This window comes from Pseudomonas sp. AC252, from assembly GCF_979258105.1.
Genome location: NZ_OZ409837.1, coordinates 2135451 through 2152069, shown reverse-complemented (window position 1 = coordinate 2152069; position 16619 = coordinate 2135451). Strand labels below are relative to the sequence as shown.

Below are 16619 nucleotides of genomic sequence, written 5' to 3'. Positions count from 1 at the left end.
ACACACAGACATCTTCACTGCTGCATATTCTTTTCAGTTATTTATTTATGGATTTACAAATATTTACTGCATAAGAGATTGCCTTTATAAGGAGTCGACCTAATGCATATCCAATGCATTTCCCGGATATTTTTTATGTGAAAAATGCATATCGACTTGCGCCAATTGCGTCACTTCATCGCTCTGGTTGAGCAACGCAGCTTCGTCGCCGGCGCGCAGGCGGTGAACCTGTCGCAGTCGGCGTTCAGCCGCAGCATCCAAGCCCTGGAACACAGCGTCGGCTGCCAGTTGGTCGATCGTGGACGCAAGGAATTGCCGCCGACCAAACAGGGCCAGGTGCTGCTCGAACATGCGCGGCGCCTGGTCAGCGGTGCGCAGCAGATGGCTAATGAGATCAGCCAGTTCAATGGCCTCGAAGCCGGGGAATTACGCTTTGGTTGCGGGCCGGCGCCAGCCGCCGGGTTGATCCCGCGCGCGATCGGCGCCTTCATTGGTCGCTACCCGAAAGCGCGGGTGCAGTTTCAGGTCGATGACTGGCAGAGCCTGAGCAAACGCCTGCTCAGCGAAGAGTTCGAATTCTTCGTCGCCGATACCAGGCAATTCGAGGCGGATCCGGATTACCAGACCCACCGCCTGCGAGCGCGCAAATGGCATTTCTGCTGCCGCGCCGGGCATCCGTTGACGGCGTCTCGCACGCATCACCGCTGAGCAGTTGCTGAGTTATCCACTGGCGGTCAGCATCCGTCCGCCGAACTTGCGCAAGGTCATCGTCGACCTCAGCGGTCGTCCGGATTTCACCCCGAATGTGGAATGCGAAAACGGCTCGAGTCTGTTGAGTGTGGTGTTGCGCTCGGAGGCGATCGGAATTGTCGGCGCGTATTCCGATGCGCTGCATCTGGCCAAGGGTGAGCTGGTCTGTTTGAAAATCGAAGGCCTGGCCGATGATCTGGAGGAGCTGTACACCCGCTATGGCATTGTCAGCCGCGCCGGGTATCGGTTGTCGCCACTGGCCGAAGCGATGATCGAGCAGATCAAGGCGATTGATGCGCTGGATGAAGAGGTGTGTTCACTGGAGAATTTTGCGGTCTGAGCTGGCCGCTTCGCGAGCAGGCTCGCTCCCACAGGAATACGCATTTCAAATGTGGGAGCGAGCCTGCTCGCGAAGAGGCTGATGCAATCCCTGCATGATCTTCATTCCCCAAATGCACTTGCCGAACACCCTCACCGACAGCGAAAACCCTCACCTGTCCCACTGACCGGTGAACCCCATGCCTACCCCATCCAACCCCGTGCGCAACGTGTTGTACATCATGTGCGATCAACTGCGCCGCGATTACCTGTCCTGCTACGGACACCCACATCTGCACACGCCAAACATCGATCGCCTCGCTGCCCAAGGCGTGCGTTTCAGCCGCGCCTACACCCAAGGCACGATCTGCGGCCCATCGCGAATGTCGGCCTACACCGGGCGCTATGTCAGCAGCCATCAAGTGGCCTGGAACGCTGTGCCGTTGCCGCTGGATGAATTGACGATCGGCGATTACCTGCGACCTCACGGCATCCGCACCGCGCTGGTCGGCAAGACCCATGCGACGGCCAATGTCGACGCCTTGCAGCGCCTGGCGATCAACCCGGAAAGCGCGCAAACCGAGTTGCTCAATGAGGTCGGCTTCGAACCGTACCTGCGCCACGACGGTATCTACCCCGACGATCCGTCATTCGACGACAAGCGCGAATCCGCGCCCTATACCCAATACCTGCGCGCGCAGGGCTTCGATGGCAAGAATCCCTGGCACGACTGGGCGAATGCCGCCGAAGGCGAGAACGGTGAAATCCTCAGCGGCTGGAAAATGCGTCATGCGAATTTGCCAGCACGAATTCCCGAGCAACACTCAGAGACTGTCTACACTACAAATCGCGCCATCGACTTCATCACCGAGCAAGGCGAGAAATCCTGGTGTTTACACCTCTCGTACATCAAACCCCACTGGCCCTACATCGTACCGGCGCCATACCACGCCTTGTACAGTACGAAATCGATCCTGAAACCGGTCCGCGCGACGCCCTCCGCAGCCAGCAAACACCCCGTATACACTGCCTTTCGCCAGCAGGAGGAAAGCCTCAACTTCTCCCGCGATTCAGTACGATTGAATGTAATCCCCACCTACATGAGCCTGATCAGGCAAGTGGATGATCAGTTGGGGCGGCTGTTCGATTTTCTGCAGGACAATGGGCGTTGGGATGACACGCTGATTGTGTTCACCAGTGATCACGGCGACTTCCTTGGCGATCATTGGCTGGGCGAGAAGGAATTTTTGCTCGAGCAGGCAGTGGGCGTGCCGTTGATCGTGCGCGATCCTCGGGCGGCGGCGGATGTCACTCGCGGCACTGTCGATAAGCGGCTGGCGGAAACCATTGATGCATTGCCGACGTTTCTTCAAGCGTTGGGATTACCGGGTGCGGAACACCGGCTGGAAGGACGCTCATTGATCCCGCTGCTGCACGGGGAAATCCCGATTGGCGCCGTTATGCAATCAGCGAATACGACTACGCCTTTCAGGCCCCGGCGCGTGAACGACTGGGCCAGCCGATCGACCGTTGCCGCATGACCATGGTCCGTAGCGAGCGCTGGAAATACCTGGCGTACGACGACTTTCGACCGCAGCTGTTTGATCTGTTGAATGATCCGCAGGAGCTGAATGACCTGGGTGACGACCCGACGTACGCAGCGGTGCGCGAGGAGCATGCGGGGTATCTGTTTGAGTGGATGCGCGGGCTGAAGCGAAGGACGACGATCAGCCATCAGGAGATCGATTTGCGCGGGCAGCGGTTTCGTTATGGCGAGCCTGAAACCGACAAGGTTGTCCAGATCGGTGTGTGGTGAAAGCCCTTCGCGAGCAGGCTCGCTCCCACAGGGATTGGCGTCGATCACGTCCTAGTGTTCGGCACTAAACAACTGTGGGAGCGAGCCTGCTCGCGAAGAGGCCCGGTCAGACGCCGACGATATCAGAACCTTTGATGGTCTGACTCCGCTGCCCACTCACCCCCACCGGCACTTCGCCTTTGAGCGTCACCCGGCGCACCACCCGATCCTGGGTGCCGTAATCATCAATCGCGTAATGCTGCGTCGAGCGGTTGTCCCAGATCGCCACATCACCGGCCTGCCAGCGCCAGCGCACGGTGTTTTCCTGGCGGATCACATGGCTCTGCAGCAAGCCGAACAGGTGCGCCGAATCCGCCTGCGAATAACCCTTGATGCGTTTGACGAAATGCCCCAGCAGCAAGCTTTTCTCGCCGCTGATCGGGTGCACGCGCACCACCGGATGCTCGGTCTCGTAAACGGTCGAGGTGAAGACTTTGCGGTAGCGCTCCAGCTTCTCTGCCGAGACGTCCGGCTTCGCACCGGCGTAGTCGTACTCGTTGCTGTGCACCGCGGTGAGTTTGTCGGCGAGTTCACGCAGCTCGCTCGGCAAGCCGCTGTATGCCGTTGCGGTATTGGCCCAGAGCGTATCGCCGCCGAAGGCCGGGGCGACCACCGAGCGCAGGATCGAGGCTTTTGGGTACGCGTCGACGAAAGTCACGTCGGTGTGCCAGGAGTTGGCGCGCTGACCTTCGGCGCCGTCCAGCTCGAGCAGGTAACGGGTGCCTTCGCGCGATGGCACGGTCGGGTGCGCCACCGGCTCGCCGAGCAGATGGGCGAAGGCTTCCTGACGCTGATCGTCGAGCTGCGTCTGCTCGCGGAAGAACAGCACTTTGTATTCGACCAAGGCTTGCTGGATCGCTTCGACCGTGGCGGCGTCCAGCTCACCGGACAGGTGCACGCCGCGGATTTCGGCGCCGATACGACCGGCTACCGGGTGAATTTCCAGCGCGTGAGAAACAGGTTTTACGGCGAGTGCGGCATTGCTCATGGGAAGACCCTCATCGACGGTTTACGGTTTTGGCGGCAGCGAAACAACGCTCTATATATATTCCATTTACATCTAATAGATATTCACATGCTTCGTTGACGGAATAAGAGCTTGCATTTAAAACCTCAAACAACCCTCGTCGCAAATGCCTTCGAGCTATTTTTAGGATGCCGGAAAAGCATATGGATCTTCGCCAGTTGCGCTACTTCATCGCCCTCAACGAACACCGAAGTTTTGTCCGTGCGGCCGACGCCATGGGCATCACTCAACCGGCGTTCAGCCGCAGCATTCAAGGGCTGGAGCAGGAGTTCGGTTGCGTGTTGGTTGATCGCGGCAACAAGGATCTGCGCCCCACGCCCGAGGGCCAAGTGGTGCTGCAACATGCCTTGAGCCTGGTGCAGGGCGCAGCGTTGCTCAGCGCTGAAGTGACGCAAATGACCAAGCTCGACGCCGGCGAAGTGCACTTCGGCTGCGGGCCGGCGCCGGCGGTGAAACTGGTGCCGGACGCGGTGGCGCAATTCATCAATGCGCACCCGAAAGTGCGCACCTGTTTCCAAGTGGATAACTGGGAAAAACTCAGCCGCGCGCTGAGCCGCGAAGAGATCGAATTCTTCATCGCCGACATCCGCCATTTCGAGTCCGATCCGAATTTCCAGACGCAACCGCTGACGCCCAAGCGCGGGGTATTTTTCTGCCGGCCAGGGCATCCGTTGCTGGCCAAGGAAAGCCTGTCGACCAACGACATGTTCGACTACCCGCTGGCCGCCACACTGATCCCGCCAGGCATTCGCAAGCTGCTGGCGAACCTCAGCGGGCGCATCGATTTTTCGCCGACCATCGAGACCGAGCACTTTCCGGCGCTGGTCAAAGTGGTGCTGCAATCCAACGCGATCGGCGTCGGCACGGAGGAAGCGTTTGTCGAGGATGTCGCCAAGGGTTCGCTCGCGCTGCTGCACTGGCGCAACCTGCCGCAGAACCTTGAAAGCATGAACGCCCGCTGCGGCATCGTCAGCCGTACCGGGTTTCGGCTGTCGCCGGCGGCGAGGGCCATGATCGAGACGTTGGTCGCGGTGGATCGGCAGGACGTCAGCGTCGCTGTCTGAACCTTTTCGTGAGCAGGCTCGCTCGCTCCCACATTTGGCTATGAACCCGGTTCCAGTGTGGGAGCGAGCCTGCTCGCGAAGCGGTCAGTGCAGACGCTGGAGGTCTAAAGCCTGGCAGCAGAAAGCTCTGGCGCCACCCAATCACTGACCTTGAACGGCTTGCGAATCAGCTTCTGCTGCGCCGCCAGGTCGACCTTGTCCTGCAGGCCGCTCAAGAACACCGGATCCAGCGTCGACGGGAAAATCTCGCTCAAATTTTGATCCTTCAGGTCCTGAGCAAGAATCACCGGCGGATAACTGGCCAGCCCCGACACCAACTGCACATAGGCTTCTTTGTTGCTGTCCTGAGTCAGCCACTCGACCGCCTGCTGCTGTGCCTTGAGCAGTTTCGCAATGACCTCAGGATGGGCGTCGACAAATTTGCCATTACCCAGCAACACCGCCTGCACGCTGCCAGCGCCGCCGAGGTCCTTGGTGTTGAGCGGCAACTCCGCCAGGCCTTTGGCTTGCAAGGCACTCAGCGCGGAGCTGCCCCACGAGGCATCGATCTGCTTGGCCGCGAGTGCCGAGACTGCTGCGTTGAAGTCCAGGTTGATGACCTTCACGTCCTTCTCGCTGAGGCCCTGACTGGCCAGCGCCGCATCGAACGACAGCTGCGTCGCCGTACCGCGGAAGATCGCCACACGCTTGCCCTTGAGATCCTGCAGGGTCTTGATCCCCGAGCCCGGCACCACGCCGAGGTATTGCTTGACCCCGCGCGCCGTAGCGCTGAGCAGGCGCGTGTCCAGACCGTTGGACTTGCCAATGATCGCGGCGAGGTCGCCGAGATAGGCCAGATCGACCTGGCCATTGGCAAACGCCTCGTTGATCACCGGCCCGGCGCCCTTGAAGAAACTCCACTGGATCTTGATGCCCTGCTCGGCGAAGGCCTTCTCAAAGATCTGCTGATCGCGCAGTACATCGACGATGCCGCCGCCGCTGTGTTGAGTGCCGGCGCTGAGGTCGGGCACGGCGATGCGGATTTCCTTGAGCTCCTCGGCTTGGGCGCTGAGCGTGAGAAAGCCTGCAAGCGCCGGGGCGGCCAGCAGGCTGATGATTCGTTTGAAGGGAAGGTTCATGGGCACGGCTCCTTGATCGCTGAGGAGCCGAAAGTAGGCTGAATGCGCACCTTCACTTAAATACTATAAATGCACATTTTTATATCCATATGAGCTAAGCAAGGGCGTGTGCGGCTTGCAGCGCTATATGCATTAACAGCATCGAAAATATTCTTCGAATGCATTGGATGCGCGTAAGCAGGCAAGCCTTAAATGGATTCGCTTATCTCCCGATAGCATCTAATTCATTCTTGTTAGATCAGTTTCATATATGACGAAACCCAATGTGGGAGCGAGCCTGCTCGCGAAGAGGCCATGCCAGCCGCCATCAATGCTGACTGAAACAGCCATTTCACGAGCAGGCTCGCTCTCACATGAAAAGCGGTTCGCCATGCAACCCGACAACGGAGGTCACCCATGGCCCGTCAATCTCTGCTCAGCCTGCCGCTGGCCGCGCCGCCGCTGAAAAGCCGCCGCTCCTGGCCAAGTCTGAACCAACGTCTGCTGCCCTGGTTATTGCCCGTCAGCCTGTTCGTCCTGTGGTGGCTGGCCGCGCGCAATCAGTGGATGAGCGAGCAGATCCTGCCGGCGCCATCGCTGGTGTGGAGCAGCGCTGTGGAACTGGCCCAAGGCGAGTTGTGGAGTCATTTGTGGATCAGCCTGCAACGGTTGTTCTGGGGTTTGTTGGCAGGCGTTTCGACCGGTGCGGTGCTTGGCGCCGCGCTGGGTTTCAGTCGACGTTTGGAGCGCCTGGTTTTTCCGACATTCGCCGGGTTGGCGCAGGTGCCGACGCTGGCGTGGATTCCGCTGTTCATGGTGTTCTTCGGCATCGGTGAAGTGCTGAAACTGGTGGTGCTGATCAAGGCCATTGTGGTGCCGGTGACTTTGCACACACTGGTCGGCGTGCGCGATGCGCAACCGAAACTGCGCGAAGCCGCCGCCGTGTTGCGCCTGCCGCCGCGTCTGTTGATTCGGCGCCTGGTGCTTCCCGCTGCGCTGCCGGCGTTCATGGCCGGTGTACGGCTGGCCCTCGCCGCTGGCTGGACCTCGTTGCTGGCGGTCGAGCTGCTGGCCTCCAGTGAAGGCATCGGTTACCTGATGGTCTGGGCGCGACAGTTGTTCATGCTCGACATCGTGTTCGTGTGCATTGTGGTCATCGGTCTGATCGGCGTGGCGATGGATCGCGGCATTGGTCTGCTCGACCGCAAACTGGTGCACTGGCCGCACCCGGCCACCGCACACATTACTCGCGGCCCGCGCTATCAGGGCTGGCAGCGCCTGCAACCGTGGCTGCTGCCGCTGGGCTTGTTGGCGCTTTGGCAAATGGCCAATGATCAGCAATGGGTCGACGCGAATATTCTGGTCAGCCCGGCGGCTGTACTGAGCACGGCATGGGATGGACTGCTCGACGGCACGCTGGTCCACGGCATGGCGCTGAGCCTGAGCCGCACCCTCGGCGGCTTGCTGATCGGTGGCGGCCTCGGCTTCGCCTTGGGCCTGCTGCTCGGCCTGTCGCGTCTCAGTGAGCGGTTGCTCGGCCCGACCTTCGCCGCGCTGCGGCAGATTGCGATTTTCGCCTGGGTGCCGCTGCTCACCGCGTGGTTCGGTCTCGGCGAACTGGCCAAGTGGGTCTTTGTCGCTCTGGCTGCATTCTTCCCGCTGTTCATCGCCACCCAGCGCAGCGTCGTCAATCTGTCGCCGCAACTCAACGAAGCCGCGCAAGTGCTGCGCCTGAGCCTCGGCCAACGCCTGCGTCGACTGGTGCTGCCCGGCGCTGCGCCGGGGATTTTCGCCGGGCTGCGATTGAGCCTGATCTACGCCTGGCTCGGCACCATCGGCGCCGAATATTTCATGCCGTCCAATGGCGGCATCGGCAGTCAGATGATCGGCGCGCAGCAGCTGTTGCGCATGGATCTGATCATGGCCGGCATGCTGCTGGTCGGCCTCACCGGCGCCCTGCTCAACCTGATCGGCCAACGCCTGGAAATTCGCGCGACCCGCTGGAGACACGCATGAACGCACCAATTGTCAGCTTCAACCACGTAGGCAAATCCTTCGCCGTCAACGGTTTCGAACTGGAGGCGATTCGCGAATTCAACCTGGACATTGCCGAGGGCGAATTCGTCGCCATCGTCGGCTCCAGCGGCTGCGGCAAATCCACTCTGCTGCGTTTACTGGTCGGCCTTGACACCGAGTTTCGCGGGCAGATCAGTGTCGATGGCAAGGCCGTCAGCGGCATCGGCGGCGAGCGCGGCATCGTCTTTCAGGAGCATCGTCTGTTTCCGTGGCTGACGGTTGCCGACAACATCGGCCTGGGCCTGGTCAATGAACCGCTGAGCGGAGCGCAGAAACAACAACGCATCCAAGACTTTATCGAGCTGGTCGGCCTCAGCGATTTCACCGAGGCCTATCCGCATCAGCTTTCTGGCGGCATGGCGCAGCGCGTGGCGATCGCTCGCGGCCTCGTCGCCAGCCCACGAATCCTGTTGCTCGACGAACCCTTCGGCGCCCTCGACGCACTGACCCGCCAGCAAATGCAGGACGAGCTGTTGGCAATCCGAGAACGGGCAAAGATCACCACGATTCTGGTCACCCATGATGTCGAGGAAGCGATTTTTCTCGCTGACCGCGTGGTGGTGATGGAGCCGCGTCCGGGGCGGATCAAGCAAGTGGTCGACATCGCCCTGCCGCACCCGCGCCAGCGCAGCAGTTATGACTTCCATCAATTGCGTGAAGAACTGCTGCACGAGTTGACCAGTGACGACCATTACCAACCGAGCGCAGCGGTGCAGATCCGCGATCTGCCGCTGACGTTCATTGCCTGCTGAACAGGAGTTTCGCGATGCCGCAACGTCCCAACTTTCTGGTGATACTGGCCGACGACCTAGGCTTTTCCGACATCGGTGCGTTCGGCGGCGAAATCGCCACGCCGAACCTCGATGCGCTGGCCAACAACGGCCTGCGCCTGACCGATTTCCACACCGCACCGACCTGCTCGCCGACGCGTTCGATGCTGCTGACCGGCACCGATCACCACATCGCCGGCATCGGCACCATGGCTGAAGCATTGACCCCGGAACTGATCGGCAAACCCGGATACGAGGGCTACCTCAACGACCGCGTCGTCGCTCTGCCCGAGCTGCTGCGCGAGGCCGGTTACCAAACCTTGATGAGCGGCAAATGGCACTTGGGTCTGAAGGCCGAACTGGCGCCCCATGCGCGTGGTTTCGAGCGTTCGTTTTCACTGTTGCCGGGCGCTGCCAACCACTATGGTTTCGAGCCGACCTACGATGAGCAAACACCGGGCCTGCTGAAATCCACCCCGGCGCTGTACATCGAGGACGATCAGTTTGTTGACAAGTTGCCGAAAGATTTCTACTCCTCCGACGCGTTCGGCGACAAGCTGCTGCAGTACCTCAAGGAACGCGATCAGACCCGGCCGTTCTTCGCTTACCTGCCCTTCTCCGCGCCGCACTGGCCGCTGCAGGCACCGGCCGAGATCGTCGAGAAATACCGAGGCCGCTATGACGCCGGCCCGCAAGTGCTGCGCCTCGAGCGCCTGCAAAAGCTCAAGGCGCTGGGCCTGATCGAATCAGACGTCGAGCCGCATCCACTAATACAACTCAGCACACAATGGGACGCGTTGAGCGATGAACAAAAGCAAATTTCCGCACGCGCCATGGAGGTCTACGCGGCGATGGTCGAGCGCATGGACTGGAACATCGGCCGGGTCGTCGATTACCTGCGCCAGCAGGGCCAGCTCGACAACACGTTCATCCTGTTCATGTCCGACAACGGTGCCGAAGGCGCGCTGCTGGAAGCGTTCCCCAAGTTCGGCCCGGAGCTGATGACCTACCTCAACCAGCATTACGACAACAGCCTCGACAACATCGGCCGGGCCAATTCCTACGTCTGGTACGGGCCGAACTGGGCGCAAGTGGCAACCGCGCCGTCACGCTTGTTCAAGGCTTTCACCACCGAGGGCGGGATTCGCGTGCCGGCCCTGCTGCACTATCCGCAATTGCCGCTCAAAGGGCAGATCAGCCATGGTTTCGGCACAGTGATGGACATCACCCCGACCATTCTCGATCTGGCTGGCGTGCGGCATCCGGGCAAACAGTGGAAAGGCAAAGCCGTGGCGCCACTGCGCGGTAAATCATGGCTGGGCTTCTTGTCCGGCGAGACCGCGCAGGTGCATGACGAGCATACGGTCACCGGTTGGGAATTGTTCGGACGTCGGGCGATTCGTCAGGGGTCGTGGAAAGCCGTGTGGATCCCCGGGCCGGTGGGGCCGGCGACCTGGCAGCTTTATGATCTGGCGAGCGATCCGGGGGAGATTCATGATCTGGCGTTGAGTCAGCCGCAGAAACTCACTGACTTGATCGGGCATTGGCAGCGGTATGTGGAAGAGACCGGAGTGATCCTCAGTGCTTCGCCGTTTCAGCCGGATTGATAGGGTCTGACAGATCGTATTCGCGAGCAGGCTCGCTCCCACAGGAAACCGGATTCCAACTGTGGGAGCGAGCCTGCTCGCGAAGGGGCCTTTGAGCGCAACCCATCAAGCCCGGGCTGAACTCACCTCTTCATGCACCATTCCAGCCGGACGCGCAAACCGGTTCGCCCGGCCAAACGTGCCGAAATCATTAAAGCGCACGCCCATCTCGCGCATCACCTTGTGCGCCACCGGCACGGTCATCTGACGAATGTAAAACGGCTCCTTGACCACGAAGTGATGAATCCCGTGACTGCTGCCGAAGTTGAAGCAGAACGCTTGCAACGGCCACAGCCACCACGGGTTCAGCACCTGGCATTGCTGCAGCACATTGCCCGGTTCGACGTCGCCGTAGTAATGCATGTTCGAGCTGATGAAGTGCAGGCAAAAAGTGCGCAACACATTCGGGCCGATGATCACCACGGCGGCGATATCGATCACCTGCATCACCGAAAGCGTGGTGGCCGACCACTCGATGGGCGAGCCGAGCAAATGCGCGATGCCATTGGCCACGTGAAAGCCGAGAAACACATACCATGCGCCCCAATGCAGCAGCGCCAGCGGTGCGTAGACCTTGAGCACGCGTTTGCCGATGCTCCACTTGTGTGCCCAGGTCTTGGCGCGGAGCAGGCGGATAAACGCCGACATGACGTTATCGCCAACCATCAGCAGACGGGCAAACCCCCACGGCTCGCCGTTGGTGATTGCGCGCTCTTCCATGTCGGCTTCAGTGCCGGACACCTTGTGATGGTTGAGGTGCAGATGACGACGGATCCAAGGATTGATCGTGCTCGGCCGCGCCAGCCAGACCAGGCCCATCATCAGGTTGTGCGGCACGCGTTGTTTGCGGAAGTACATGCTGTGGATCAGGTCGTGTTCCAGCTCATGGGTCAGCGAGGCGAAAAAAGCATTGAACAGCAGGCACACCCACCAAGCCATATGGCCAGTGATGTACAGCGCCGCCGAAGCGATCATCCCGGCCAGCGCAAACGCCAGAATCCCCGCACCGAGGGCATCCTGGTGCCGAAGAATCGGGTAGCGCTCACGCAATTCCCCTCCTTTTGCCAGCACCACCTGGCGAATATATGCCGAACGCTGCGCCGCATTCAGTCGTTCAGGGCTTGCAGAAGTACCGTCCATGCTTCCATCCTCGGGTCTAAGATGAATGCATCGTGCCTTGCCGGGGTTCGATCCGCGCTAGCCAAGAACGCCAACCTGTTGACCGGACGCGCCAATCCGCATGAAGGAACCGACCTCCCTTGCCAGCTGGACCCGCGCCTTGCGCAAACAACTCGACGCGCTCGGGCTGGACAGCCTTGCCTTGTGCCAACAGGCTGGGCTCGACCCAGCGCTGATGGACGACCCCAACGCACGCTATCCGCTGTCCGGTACCACGCGTTTGTGGGCGCTCGCGGTTGAGGCCAGCGGCGACCCGGCGCTGGGCTTGCGCGTGTCGCGTTTCGTCAGCCCGACCACGTTCCACGCGCTCGGTTATGCGCTGGTGGCCAGCGGCAGCTTGCGCGAAGTGTTCGAGCGCATCGTGCGTTATCACCCGGTGGTCAGCGATGCGCTGGAGCTGGAGCTGAGCCGCCACGACGACCGCTATCAATTTCGCCTGAAAATCCCCCAGGCAACCCGGCGCCGGCCTTCGAAGCCATCGACGCCTTCGCCGCGATCTACGTGCGCACCTGCCGCAATCGCCTCGGCCGCGACTACGCACCGCTGGCGGTGTACTTGCGCCGCCCCGAACCGAGCGACGCCCAGCAATGGCACAAAGTCTTCCGCGCGCCGGTATGTTTTGCCGCCGCCGAAGACCGCCTGGAATTCGCCCTCAGCGACTTCGATAGCCACCTCGACGACGCCAACCCGGAACTGGCCGAACACAACGAAGCCGTACTCAAACGCACCCTGGCGCAGCTGCAACCGCTGACCTGGGAGCGCAAAGTGCGCGACGCCATCGAAGAACAATTGCCCGAAGGCGAACCGAGCGCCGAGCGCATCGCCCAGGCCTTGCACCTGAGCTTGCGCAGCCTGCAACGGCACCTGGCGGATGAAGGTTGCCGTTTCGACACGCTGCTCAACGAAAGCCGTGAAAATCTCGCGCTGTTGCACCTGCGCGATCCGCAGTGTTCGTTGAGCGAGGTGAGTTATCTGCTGGGCTTCGCCGACACCAGCAGCTTCAGCCGCGCGTTCAAGCGCTGGACGGGAATGACGCCGGGGCAGTTTCGCGATGGGTTGCGTTGAGTTTCAACTGGTGAGCAGGCTGCGCGCCAGACCCGCAGACCATTGTTCGATCATCGCAGCGCCCACCTCAGCGAAGGCAGGATGATTGGCGCTGTACTCCGCCATTTCATCCATCGCTTCCCGTACACCGTGCGCGACCATTTGCAGCAACTGGTTGCAACGCGCTTCACTCAGATTGCAGGCCGTACGGCCAAACTTCGTTAGCATTTTATGCTTGGGCCACGCCTTCGAACCGCCCAACAGCAGTGCCATGCTATCGCTCTTGATGTACACCGACGTGGTGATGATGTCGTACGCCGGAGCCAGCCTGACCAATGAGTGTTCGCCACAATCGTCATACAGCACGCCAAAATTTTTCAAATGAGCATCGCCGTTTTTCAATACCGCTGATAAGGCGACAATCTTGAAGAAAGCTTCCAATGCATCCTTAAGCAGCGAGGGCGAAACAAACGCCTTGATCTGCCGTGCGACTCCTTCGTAAGAACCATCGTATTTGGCCTTCGACGGCCAGCCGTTGAGCACGCAAAAGTCTTCGAAACCGAGGTATCCGGTCTCGCTCAAGTCAAAACGCTCGATGACGAGAAATTTGCCATGCTCGCTGAGTTCGAAATGCGGCACGTCGAGGCCACAAAGTTGCGCAGCGCGCATGCAGAAATATTCGTTGGTTGCCAGCTCGGGATACTCTTCGGCACGGAAGGCTTTGACCAGATGAGTCGAGCCTCGATGCGTCAGTCGGTCTATTGCAGCGGAACTGTCACGCACCAACACTTTGGGCTGCACGCCTGAAACCCCGGAATACTGCCCGTAGGTCTGCAAAAGATCCTCGAACAATCCTTGCGCACCGTCATGAACCAATAACTCAGCGAGCGAGGTTTCAGGTGGACGATCAGTTGTCGATGCGCTCGCGATCGAAAGACGCCCGAGTTGATGCGGGCCGACGATGCCCAGCAAAGCGAAGTCATCGAAGCCGCGCACGGCTTTGCTGAACCGCCGCATCAACTCATCGCGCAACGCACCCTCAGGCAGGTTCATCTCGAATATCGGATGGATGCCGCGTTCACAACCATAACTTTCCAGGCGTGTGGGCATGGTCAGCGAAACGGCATTTTCATCAATCGCATCGTTCCGATAGCTGAACACGCTGTCGACACCTGCGTGCCCGCGCCCCAATCTTCCAACCTCATGGCCGCCGACGCAGACCTGCAAGCGGTCCAATGCCTCAGTCATGGAAGTTCACCTTGCGCAGCGTGTCGAGTGTCGGACGTCGAGAGGCGCGGGGGATTGCGGCCAATTCGTAGCCGAATCCGTTAAGAATCGCTTCGACTTTGCGCAAACCGATTTCCGAGATTGTGTTGTTTTCAATCCCCGAGATTGTTGCGCGGCTCATGCCGTATTGCTGTGCCAAAGCCTGTTGCGACATTTTTTGAGCCTTGCGCAAGCTTCTGATCAATGCGCCAATCTTTTCCATAACCGCCTCTGATGCATTGCTTACGATGCAAACGATGCTTCAACCGAAATAATGCATCTTAAATGATGCAATTCGCGAAGCTTAGCGTAGATGGCCAGTCATCGCTAACGCCTTAGCACCGCATCACAAACCCCAACTCAAACACCGTCCCCGCCACAACACTACTCACCCGTACCTGCCCGCCGTGCAACTGCATGATCGACTGCACGATCGCCAACCCCAGCCCACCCGAATCTCCCGGCTCCGCACGTGAAGGATCGACGCGGTAGAAACGGTCGAACAGTCTGCCCAGATGCTCAGGCGCGATGACCGGGCCGTGGTTGTGCACTTGCAGCCAGCACATATCCGGTTCATCGCGGCGTTGCAGGCTGATCAGGGTGCCGGGGTCAGCATGGCGTACGGCGTTGGCCAACAGGTTGCCGAGGGCGCGTTGCAGCAGTTGCTGGTCGGCGAGCAACTCGCCGTGCATGCGGTTTTCAAGTCGAAGGCCGCGATCATCAGCCAGGGCTTCGAAGTAATCGCAGAGTTCGTCGCCGACGTTGCGCAAATTCAGTGATTGCAGATTGAGCGCGCGTTCGGCCTGCTCAGCGCGGGCGAGGAACATCAGGTTCTCGGCCATGCGCTTGAGCCGTTCGAACTCTTCCATGTTCGAGGCCAGCACTTCCTGATAGTCGGCCGTGCTGCGCGGGTGGTTCAGGGCCTGGCCGTTGCTGGCGAGCAAGGTGTGCAGCGGCGTGCGGATTTCGTGGGCGAGGTCGGCGGAGAATTGCGACAGGCGCTGCACGCTGTCGTCCAGCCGCGCGAGCATGGTGTTGAGCGCGTGCACCGGCTCGCGCAGTTCGCTCGGCGTGCCCTCGGTGGGCAGGCGTCGATCGAGGCTGCGCAGATCGATGCTGCGCACCGCTTCGCTCAACTGACGCAAAGGTTGCAGTCCCCGACGCAGCAACAGCAGGCCCAGCGCAAACGCGAGCAACGCGCCGAGGCCGACGGACAGATACAGACGCAGGCGATAACTGCCGAGCATCTGCTCGCGCTCGCTGAGCACTTTGCCGGCGATCACCGTCAGGGTTTCACCGTCGGGACCCTGCGCCTGGCCGGACAGCAGGGCCAGCTCGGCGCCGTCACTGGCCTGCCAGCTGAGCACGTCACGGCGCTGCGGCATTTGCTCTCGCGCTAATGCATTGAGCGCCGGCAATTCACGTTGGCGCGGGTTGATCGCGATCACGCTGGAGCCGTCGGCCCGGCGCACCAGCAACAGACTGTCGAGATTGCCGAGCATGTTCTGATACAACCGGGGCCGTGCCTGCAGGGCGTCGAGGCTGTCGCTGTCGGCGAGCAAGGCGCGCACTTGTTCTAGGCGCCCGAGCAGGGCCATGTCGTCCCGAAAGGCCAGTTCCGAGGCCAGCGAGCGGTAGAGAAACACGCCGATTGCGCTCAGCACCAGCGCGCAGACCATGGCGAAGGCCAGCGCCAATCGCCAGGCGATCGACTTACTCCACATCGTCCGGCGCTTCCAGTTGATAACCGACGCCGCGCACGGTGTGGATAAGTTTCGGCATGTACGGGTCGTCGACCTTGGCGCGCAGGCGACGCACGGCGACTTCGACCATGTTGGTGTCGCTGTCGAAATTCAGGTTCCACACCTGCGAAGCGATCAGCGTGCGCGAGAGCACTTCGCCCTGGCGGCTGGCGAGCAACTGCAACAGGGCGAATTCCTTGTTGGTCAGGGCAATGCGCTGGCCGCCGCGACTGACCCGGCGGCGCAGCACGTCGATTTCCAGATCGGCGATGGTGTACGACTCGGCTTCGCGCATCGGCCCGCGTCGCAGCAGCGTGCGCACGCGCGCGAGCAACTCGGCGAAGGCGAAGGGTTTGAGCAGGTAGTCGTCGGCGCCCAGCTCAAGACCACGCACGCGGTCTTCGATGGCGTCCTTGGCGGTGAGAAACAGCACCGGTGTGGCGCCGCGCTGGCGGATCAGTTGCAACAATTGCCAGCCGTTCAGACCCGGGAGCATCACGTCGAGGATGATCAGGTCGTATTCCTGCTGCTCGATAAAATAGCGGCCGTCGAGGCCATTGAGCGCCACATCCACGGCGAAACCCGACTCGCCCAGGCCCTTGGCGAGGAAATTGGCGGTTTTGGCTTCATCTTCTACGACCAGCAAACGCATGGCACACCTCGATTGATCAGGCACACAGGCTAGGCGTGTTCGGCGCCGTTGCCCATTACAAACTTGTAATCCGCCTGACGGGGTTCTGACGAAGTGCGCCGGTTAAGGTGCAGACCTTCTCAATCGGAGCCTG

The 16619-nt window shown here is 60.6% G+C and carries 12 protein-coding genes and 3 pseudogenes; 8 read left to right on the top strand and 7 right to left on the bottom strand.

The genetic code is table 11. The annotated features are described in order from the left end of the window. Window positions 1-144: 144 nt before the first annotated feature. Both ACZZZ4_RS09970 and ACZZZ4_RS09965 read left to right on the top strand, forming a co-directional pair. Window positions 145-1090 (top strand): annotated as a pseudogene (locus ACZZZ4_RS09970) (LysR family transcriptional regulator). A 178-nt stretch (window positions 1091-1268) separates the two neighbouring features. Next, window positions 1269-2884, top strand: a pseudogene (locus ACZZZ4_RS09965) (alkaline phosphatase family protein). 106 nt (window positions 2885-2990) lie between these two features. On the opposite strand, the gene ACZZZ4_RS09960 reads toward ACZZZ4_RS09965, so the two are convergent. Next, window positions 2991-3911, bottom strand: coding sequence for a TauD/TfdA dioxygenase family protein (locus tag ACZZZ4_RS09960; RefSeq protein ID WP_039756365.1), 921 nt, complete (start codon window positions 3909-3911; stop codon window positions 2991-2993). 182 nt (window positions 3912-4093) lie between these two features. Between ACZZZ4_RS09960 and ACZZZ4_RS09955 the strand changes: the two genes are divergently transcribed. After that, window positions 4094-5014, top strand: a complete 921-nt coding sequence (locus tag ACZZZ4_RS09955; RefSeq protein ID WP_129998367.1) for a LysR family transcriptional regulator — start codon at window positions 4094-4096, stop codon at window positions 5012-5014. Between the two features lie 104 nt (window positions 5015-5118). On the opposite strand, the gene ACZZZ4_RS09950 is transcribed toward ACZZZ4_RS09955, so the two are convergent. Then, window positions 5119-6132 carry an ABC transporter substrate-binding protein gene (locus ACZZZ4_RS09950; protein ID WP_310404511.1) on the bottom strand — a complete coding sequence of 338 codons (1014 nt, stop codon included), beginning with the start codon at window positions 6130-6132 and terminating at the stop codon, window positions 5119-5121. 396 nt (window positions 6133-6528) lie between these two features. Here ACZZZ4_RS09950 and ACZZZ4_RS09945 point away from each other — a divergent pair, with 396 nt between their 5' ends. The 3 genes from ACZZZ4_RS09945 to ACZZZ4_RS09935 are packed head-to-tail and all read left to right on the top strand — an operon-like array spanning window position 6529 to window position 10564. Further along, the gene (locus ACZZZ4_RS09945) at window positions 6529-8127 is read left to right on the top strand and encodes an ABC transporter permease (protein WP_463547732.1); all 1599 of its coding nucleotides are present in this window, start codon (window positions 6529-6531) and stop codon (window positions 8125-8127) included. Further along, on the top strand, window positions 8124-8939 hold the full coding sequence (locus ACZZZ4_RS09940) for an ABC transporter ATP-binding protein (protein WP_463547731.1): 816 nt from the start codon (window positions 8124-8126) through the stop codon (window positions 8937-8939). The genes ACZZZ4_RS09945 and ACZZZ4_RS09940 overlap by 4 nt, the downstream gene beginning before the upstream one ends. Before the next feature lie 14 nt (window positions 8940-8953). Continuing rightward, entirely contained in the window at window positions 8954-10564 is a 1611-nt protein-coding gene (locus ACZZZ4_RS09935) for an arylsulfatase (protein WP_463547730.1), read from the top strand. 105 nt (window positions 10565-10669) lie between these two features. Here ACZZZ4_RS09935 and ACZZZ4_RS09930 read toward each other — a convergent pair whose 3' ends face one another. After that, window positions 10670-11743: a fatty acid desaturase gene (locus ACZZZ4_RS09930; RefSeq protein ID WP_463547729.1), complete on the bottom strand. Its 1074-nt coding sequence runs from the start codon at window positions 11741-11743 to the stop codon at window positions 10670-10672. A 100-nt stretch (window positions 11744-11843) separates the two neighbouring features. Between ACZZZ4_RS09930 and ACZZZ4_RS09925 the strand changes: the two are divergent. Both ACZZZ4_RS09925 and ACZZZ4_RS09920 read left to right on the top strand, forming a co-directional pair. After that, a pseudogene (locus ACZZZ4_RS09925) lies at window positions 11844-12394 on the top strand (AraC family transcriptional regulator); the annotation flags it as partial. A gap of 153 nt (window positions 12395-12547) precedes the next feature. After that, on the top strand, window positions 12548-12847 hold the full coding sequence (locus ACZZZ4_RS09920; protein ID WP_463549265.1) for a helix-turn-helix transcriptional regulator: 300 nt from the start codon (window positions 12548-12550) through the stop codon (window positions 12845-12847). Between the two features lie 3 nt (window positions 12848-12850). On the opposite strand, the gene ACZZZ4_RS09915 is transcribed toward ACZZZ4_RS09920, so the two are convergent. The 4 genes from ACZZZ4_RS09915 to ACZZZ4_RS09900 form a co-directional block, all read right to left on the bottom strand. Further along, window positions 12851-14074 (bottom strand): type II toxin-antitoxin system HipA family toxin, encoded by a 1224-nt coding sequence (locus ACZZZ4_RS09915; protein WP_039756349.1) that lies wholly within the window; start codon window positions 14072-14074, stop codon window positions 12851-12853. Further along, complete coding sequence (locus tag ACZZZ4_RS09910; RefSeq protein WP_039756347.1) at window positions 14067-14315, bottom strand: helix-turn-helix domain-containing protein; 249 nt, start codon at window positions 14313-14315, stop codon at window positions 14067-14069. Before ACZZZ4_RS09910 ends, ACZZZ4_RS09915 begins: the two co-directional genes overlap by 8 nt. Window positions 14316-14427: 112 nt before the next feature. Continuing rightward, the gene (locus ACZZZ4_RS09905) at window positions 14428-15816 is read right to left on the bottom strand and encodes a heavy metal sensor histidine kinase (RefSeq protein WP_463547728.1); all 1389 of its coding nucleotides are present in this window, start codon (window positions 15814-15816) and stop codon (window positions 14428-14430) included. After that, window positions 15806-16486 (bottom strand): heavy metal response regulator transcription factor, encoded by a 681-nt coding sequence (locus tag ACZZZ4_RS09900; protein WP_039756344.1) that lies wholly within the window; start codon window positions 16484-16486, stop codon window positions 15806-15808. Before ACZZZ4_RS09900 ends, ACZZZ4_RS09905 begins: the two co-directional genes overlap by 11 nt. Window positions 16487-16619 lie beyond the last annotated feature (133 nt).

Bases quoted from the DNA above. Each gene is read 5' to 3' on its own strand.
- ACZZZ4_RS09960 (WP_039756365.1), bottom strand. From the start codon at position 3,911: ATGAGCAATGCCGCACTCGCCGTAAAACCTGTTTCTCACGCGCTGGAA.
- ACZZZ4_RS09930 (WP_463547729.1), bottom strand. From the start codon at position 11,743: ATGGACGGTACTTCTGCAAGCCCTGAACGACTGAATGCGGCGCAGCGT.
- ACZZZ4_RS09910 (WP_039756347.1), bottom strand. From the start codon at position 14,315: ATGGAAAAGATTGGCGCATTGATCAGAAGCTTGCGCAAGGCTCAAAAA.
- ACZZZ4_RS09950 (WP_310404511.1), bottom strand. From the start codon at position 6,132: ATGAACCTTCCCTTCAAACGAATCATCAGCCTGCTGGCCGCCCCGGCG.
- ACZZZ4_RS09915 (WP_039756349.1), bottom strand. From the start codon at position 14,074: ATGACTGAGGCATTGGACCGCTTGCAGGTCTGCGTCGGCGGCCATGAG.
- ACZZZ4_RS09935 (WP_463547730.1), top strand. From the start codon at position 8,954: ATGCCGCAACGTCCCAACTTTCTGGTGATACTGGCCGACGACCTAGGC.
- ACZZZ4_RS09900 (WP_039756344.1), bottom strand. From the start codon at position 16,486: ATGCGTTTGCTGGTCGTAGAAGATGAAGCCAAAACCGCCAATTTCCTC.
- ACZZZ4_RS09945 (WP_463547732.1), top strand. From the start codon at position 6,529: ATGGCCCGTCAATCTCTGCTCAGCCTGCCGCTGGCCGCGCCGCCGCTG.
- ACZZZ4_RS09940 (WP_463547731.1), top strand. From the start codon at position 8,124: ATGAACGCACCAATTGTCAGCTTCAACCACGTAGGCAAATCCTTCGCC.
- ACZZZ4_RS09905 (WP_463547728.1), bottom strand. From the start codon at position 15,816: ATGTGGAGTAAGTCGATCGCCTGGCGATTGGCGCTGGCCTTCGCCATG.
- ACZZZ4_RS09955 (WP_129998367.1), top strand. From the start codon at position 4,094: ATGGATCTTCGCCAGTTGCGCTACTTCATCGCCCTCAACGAACACCGA.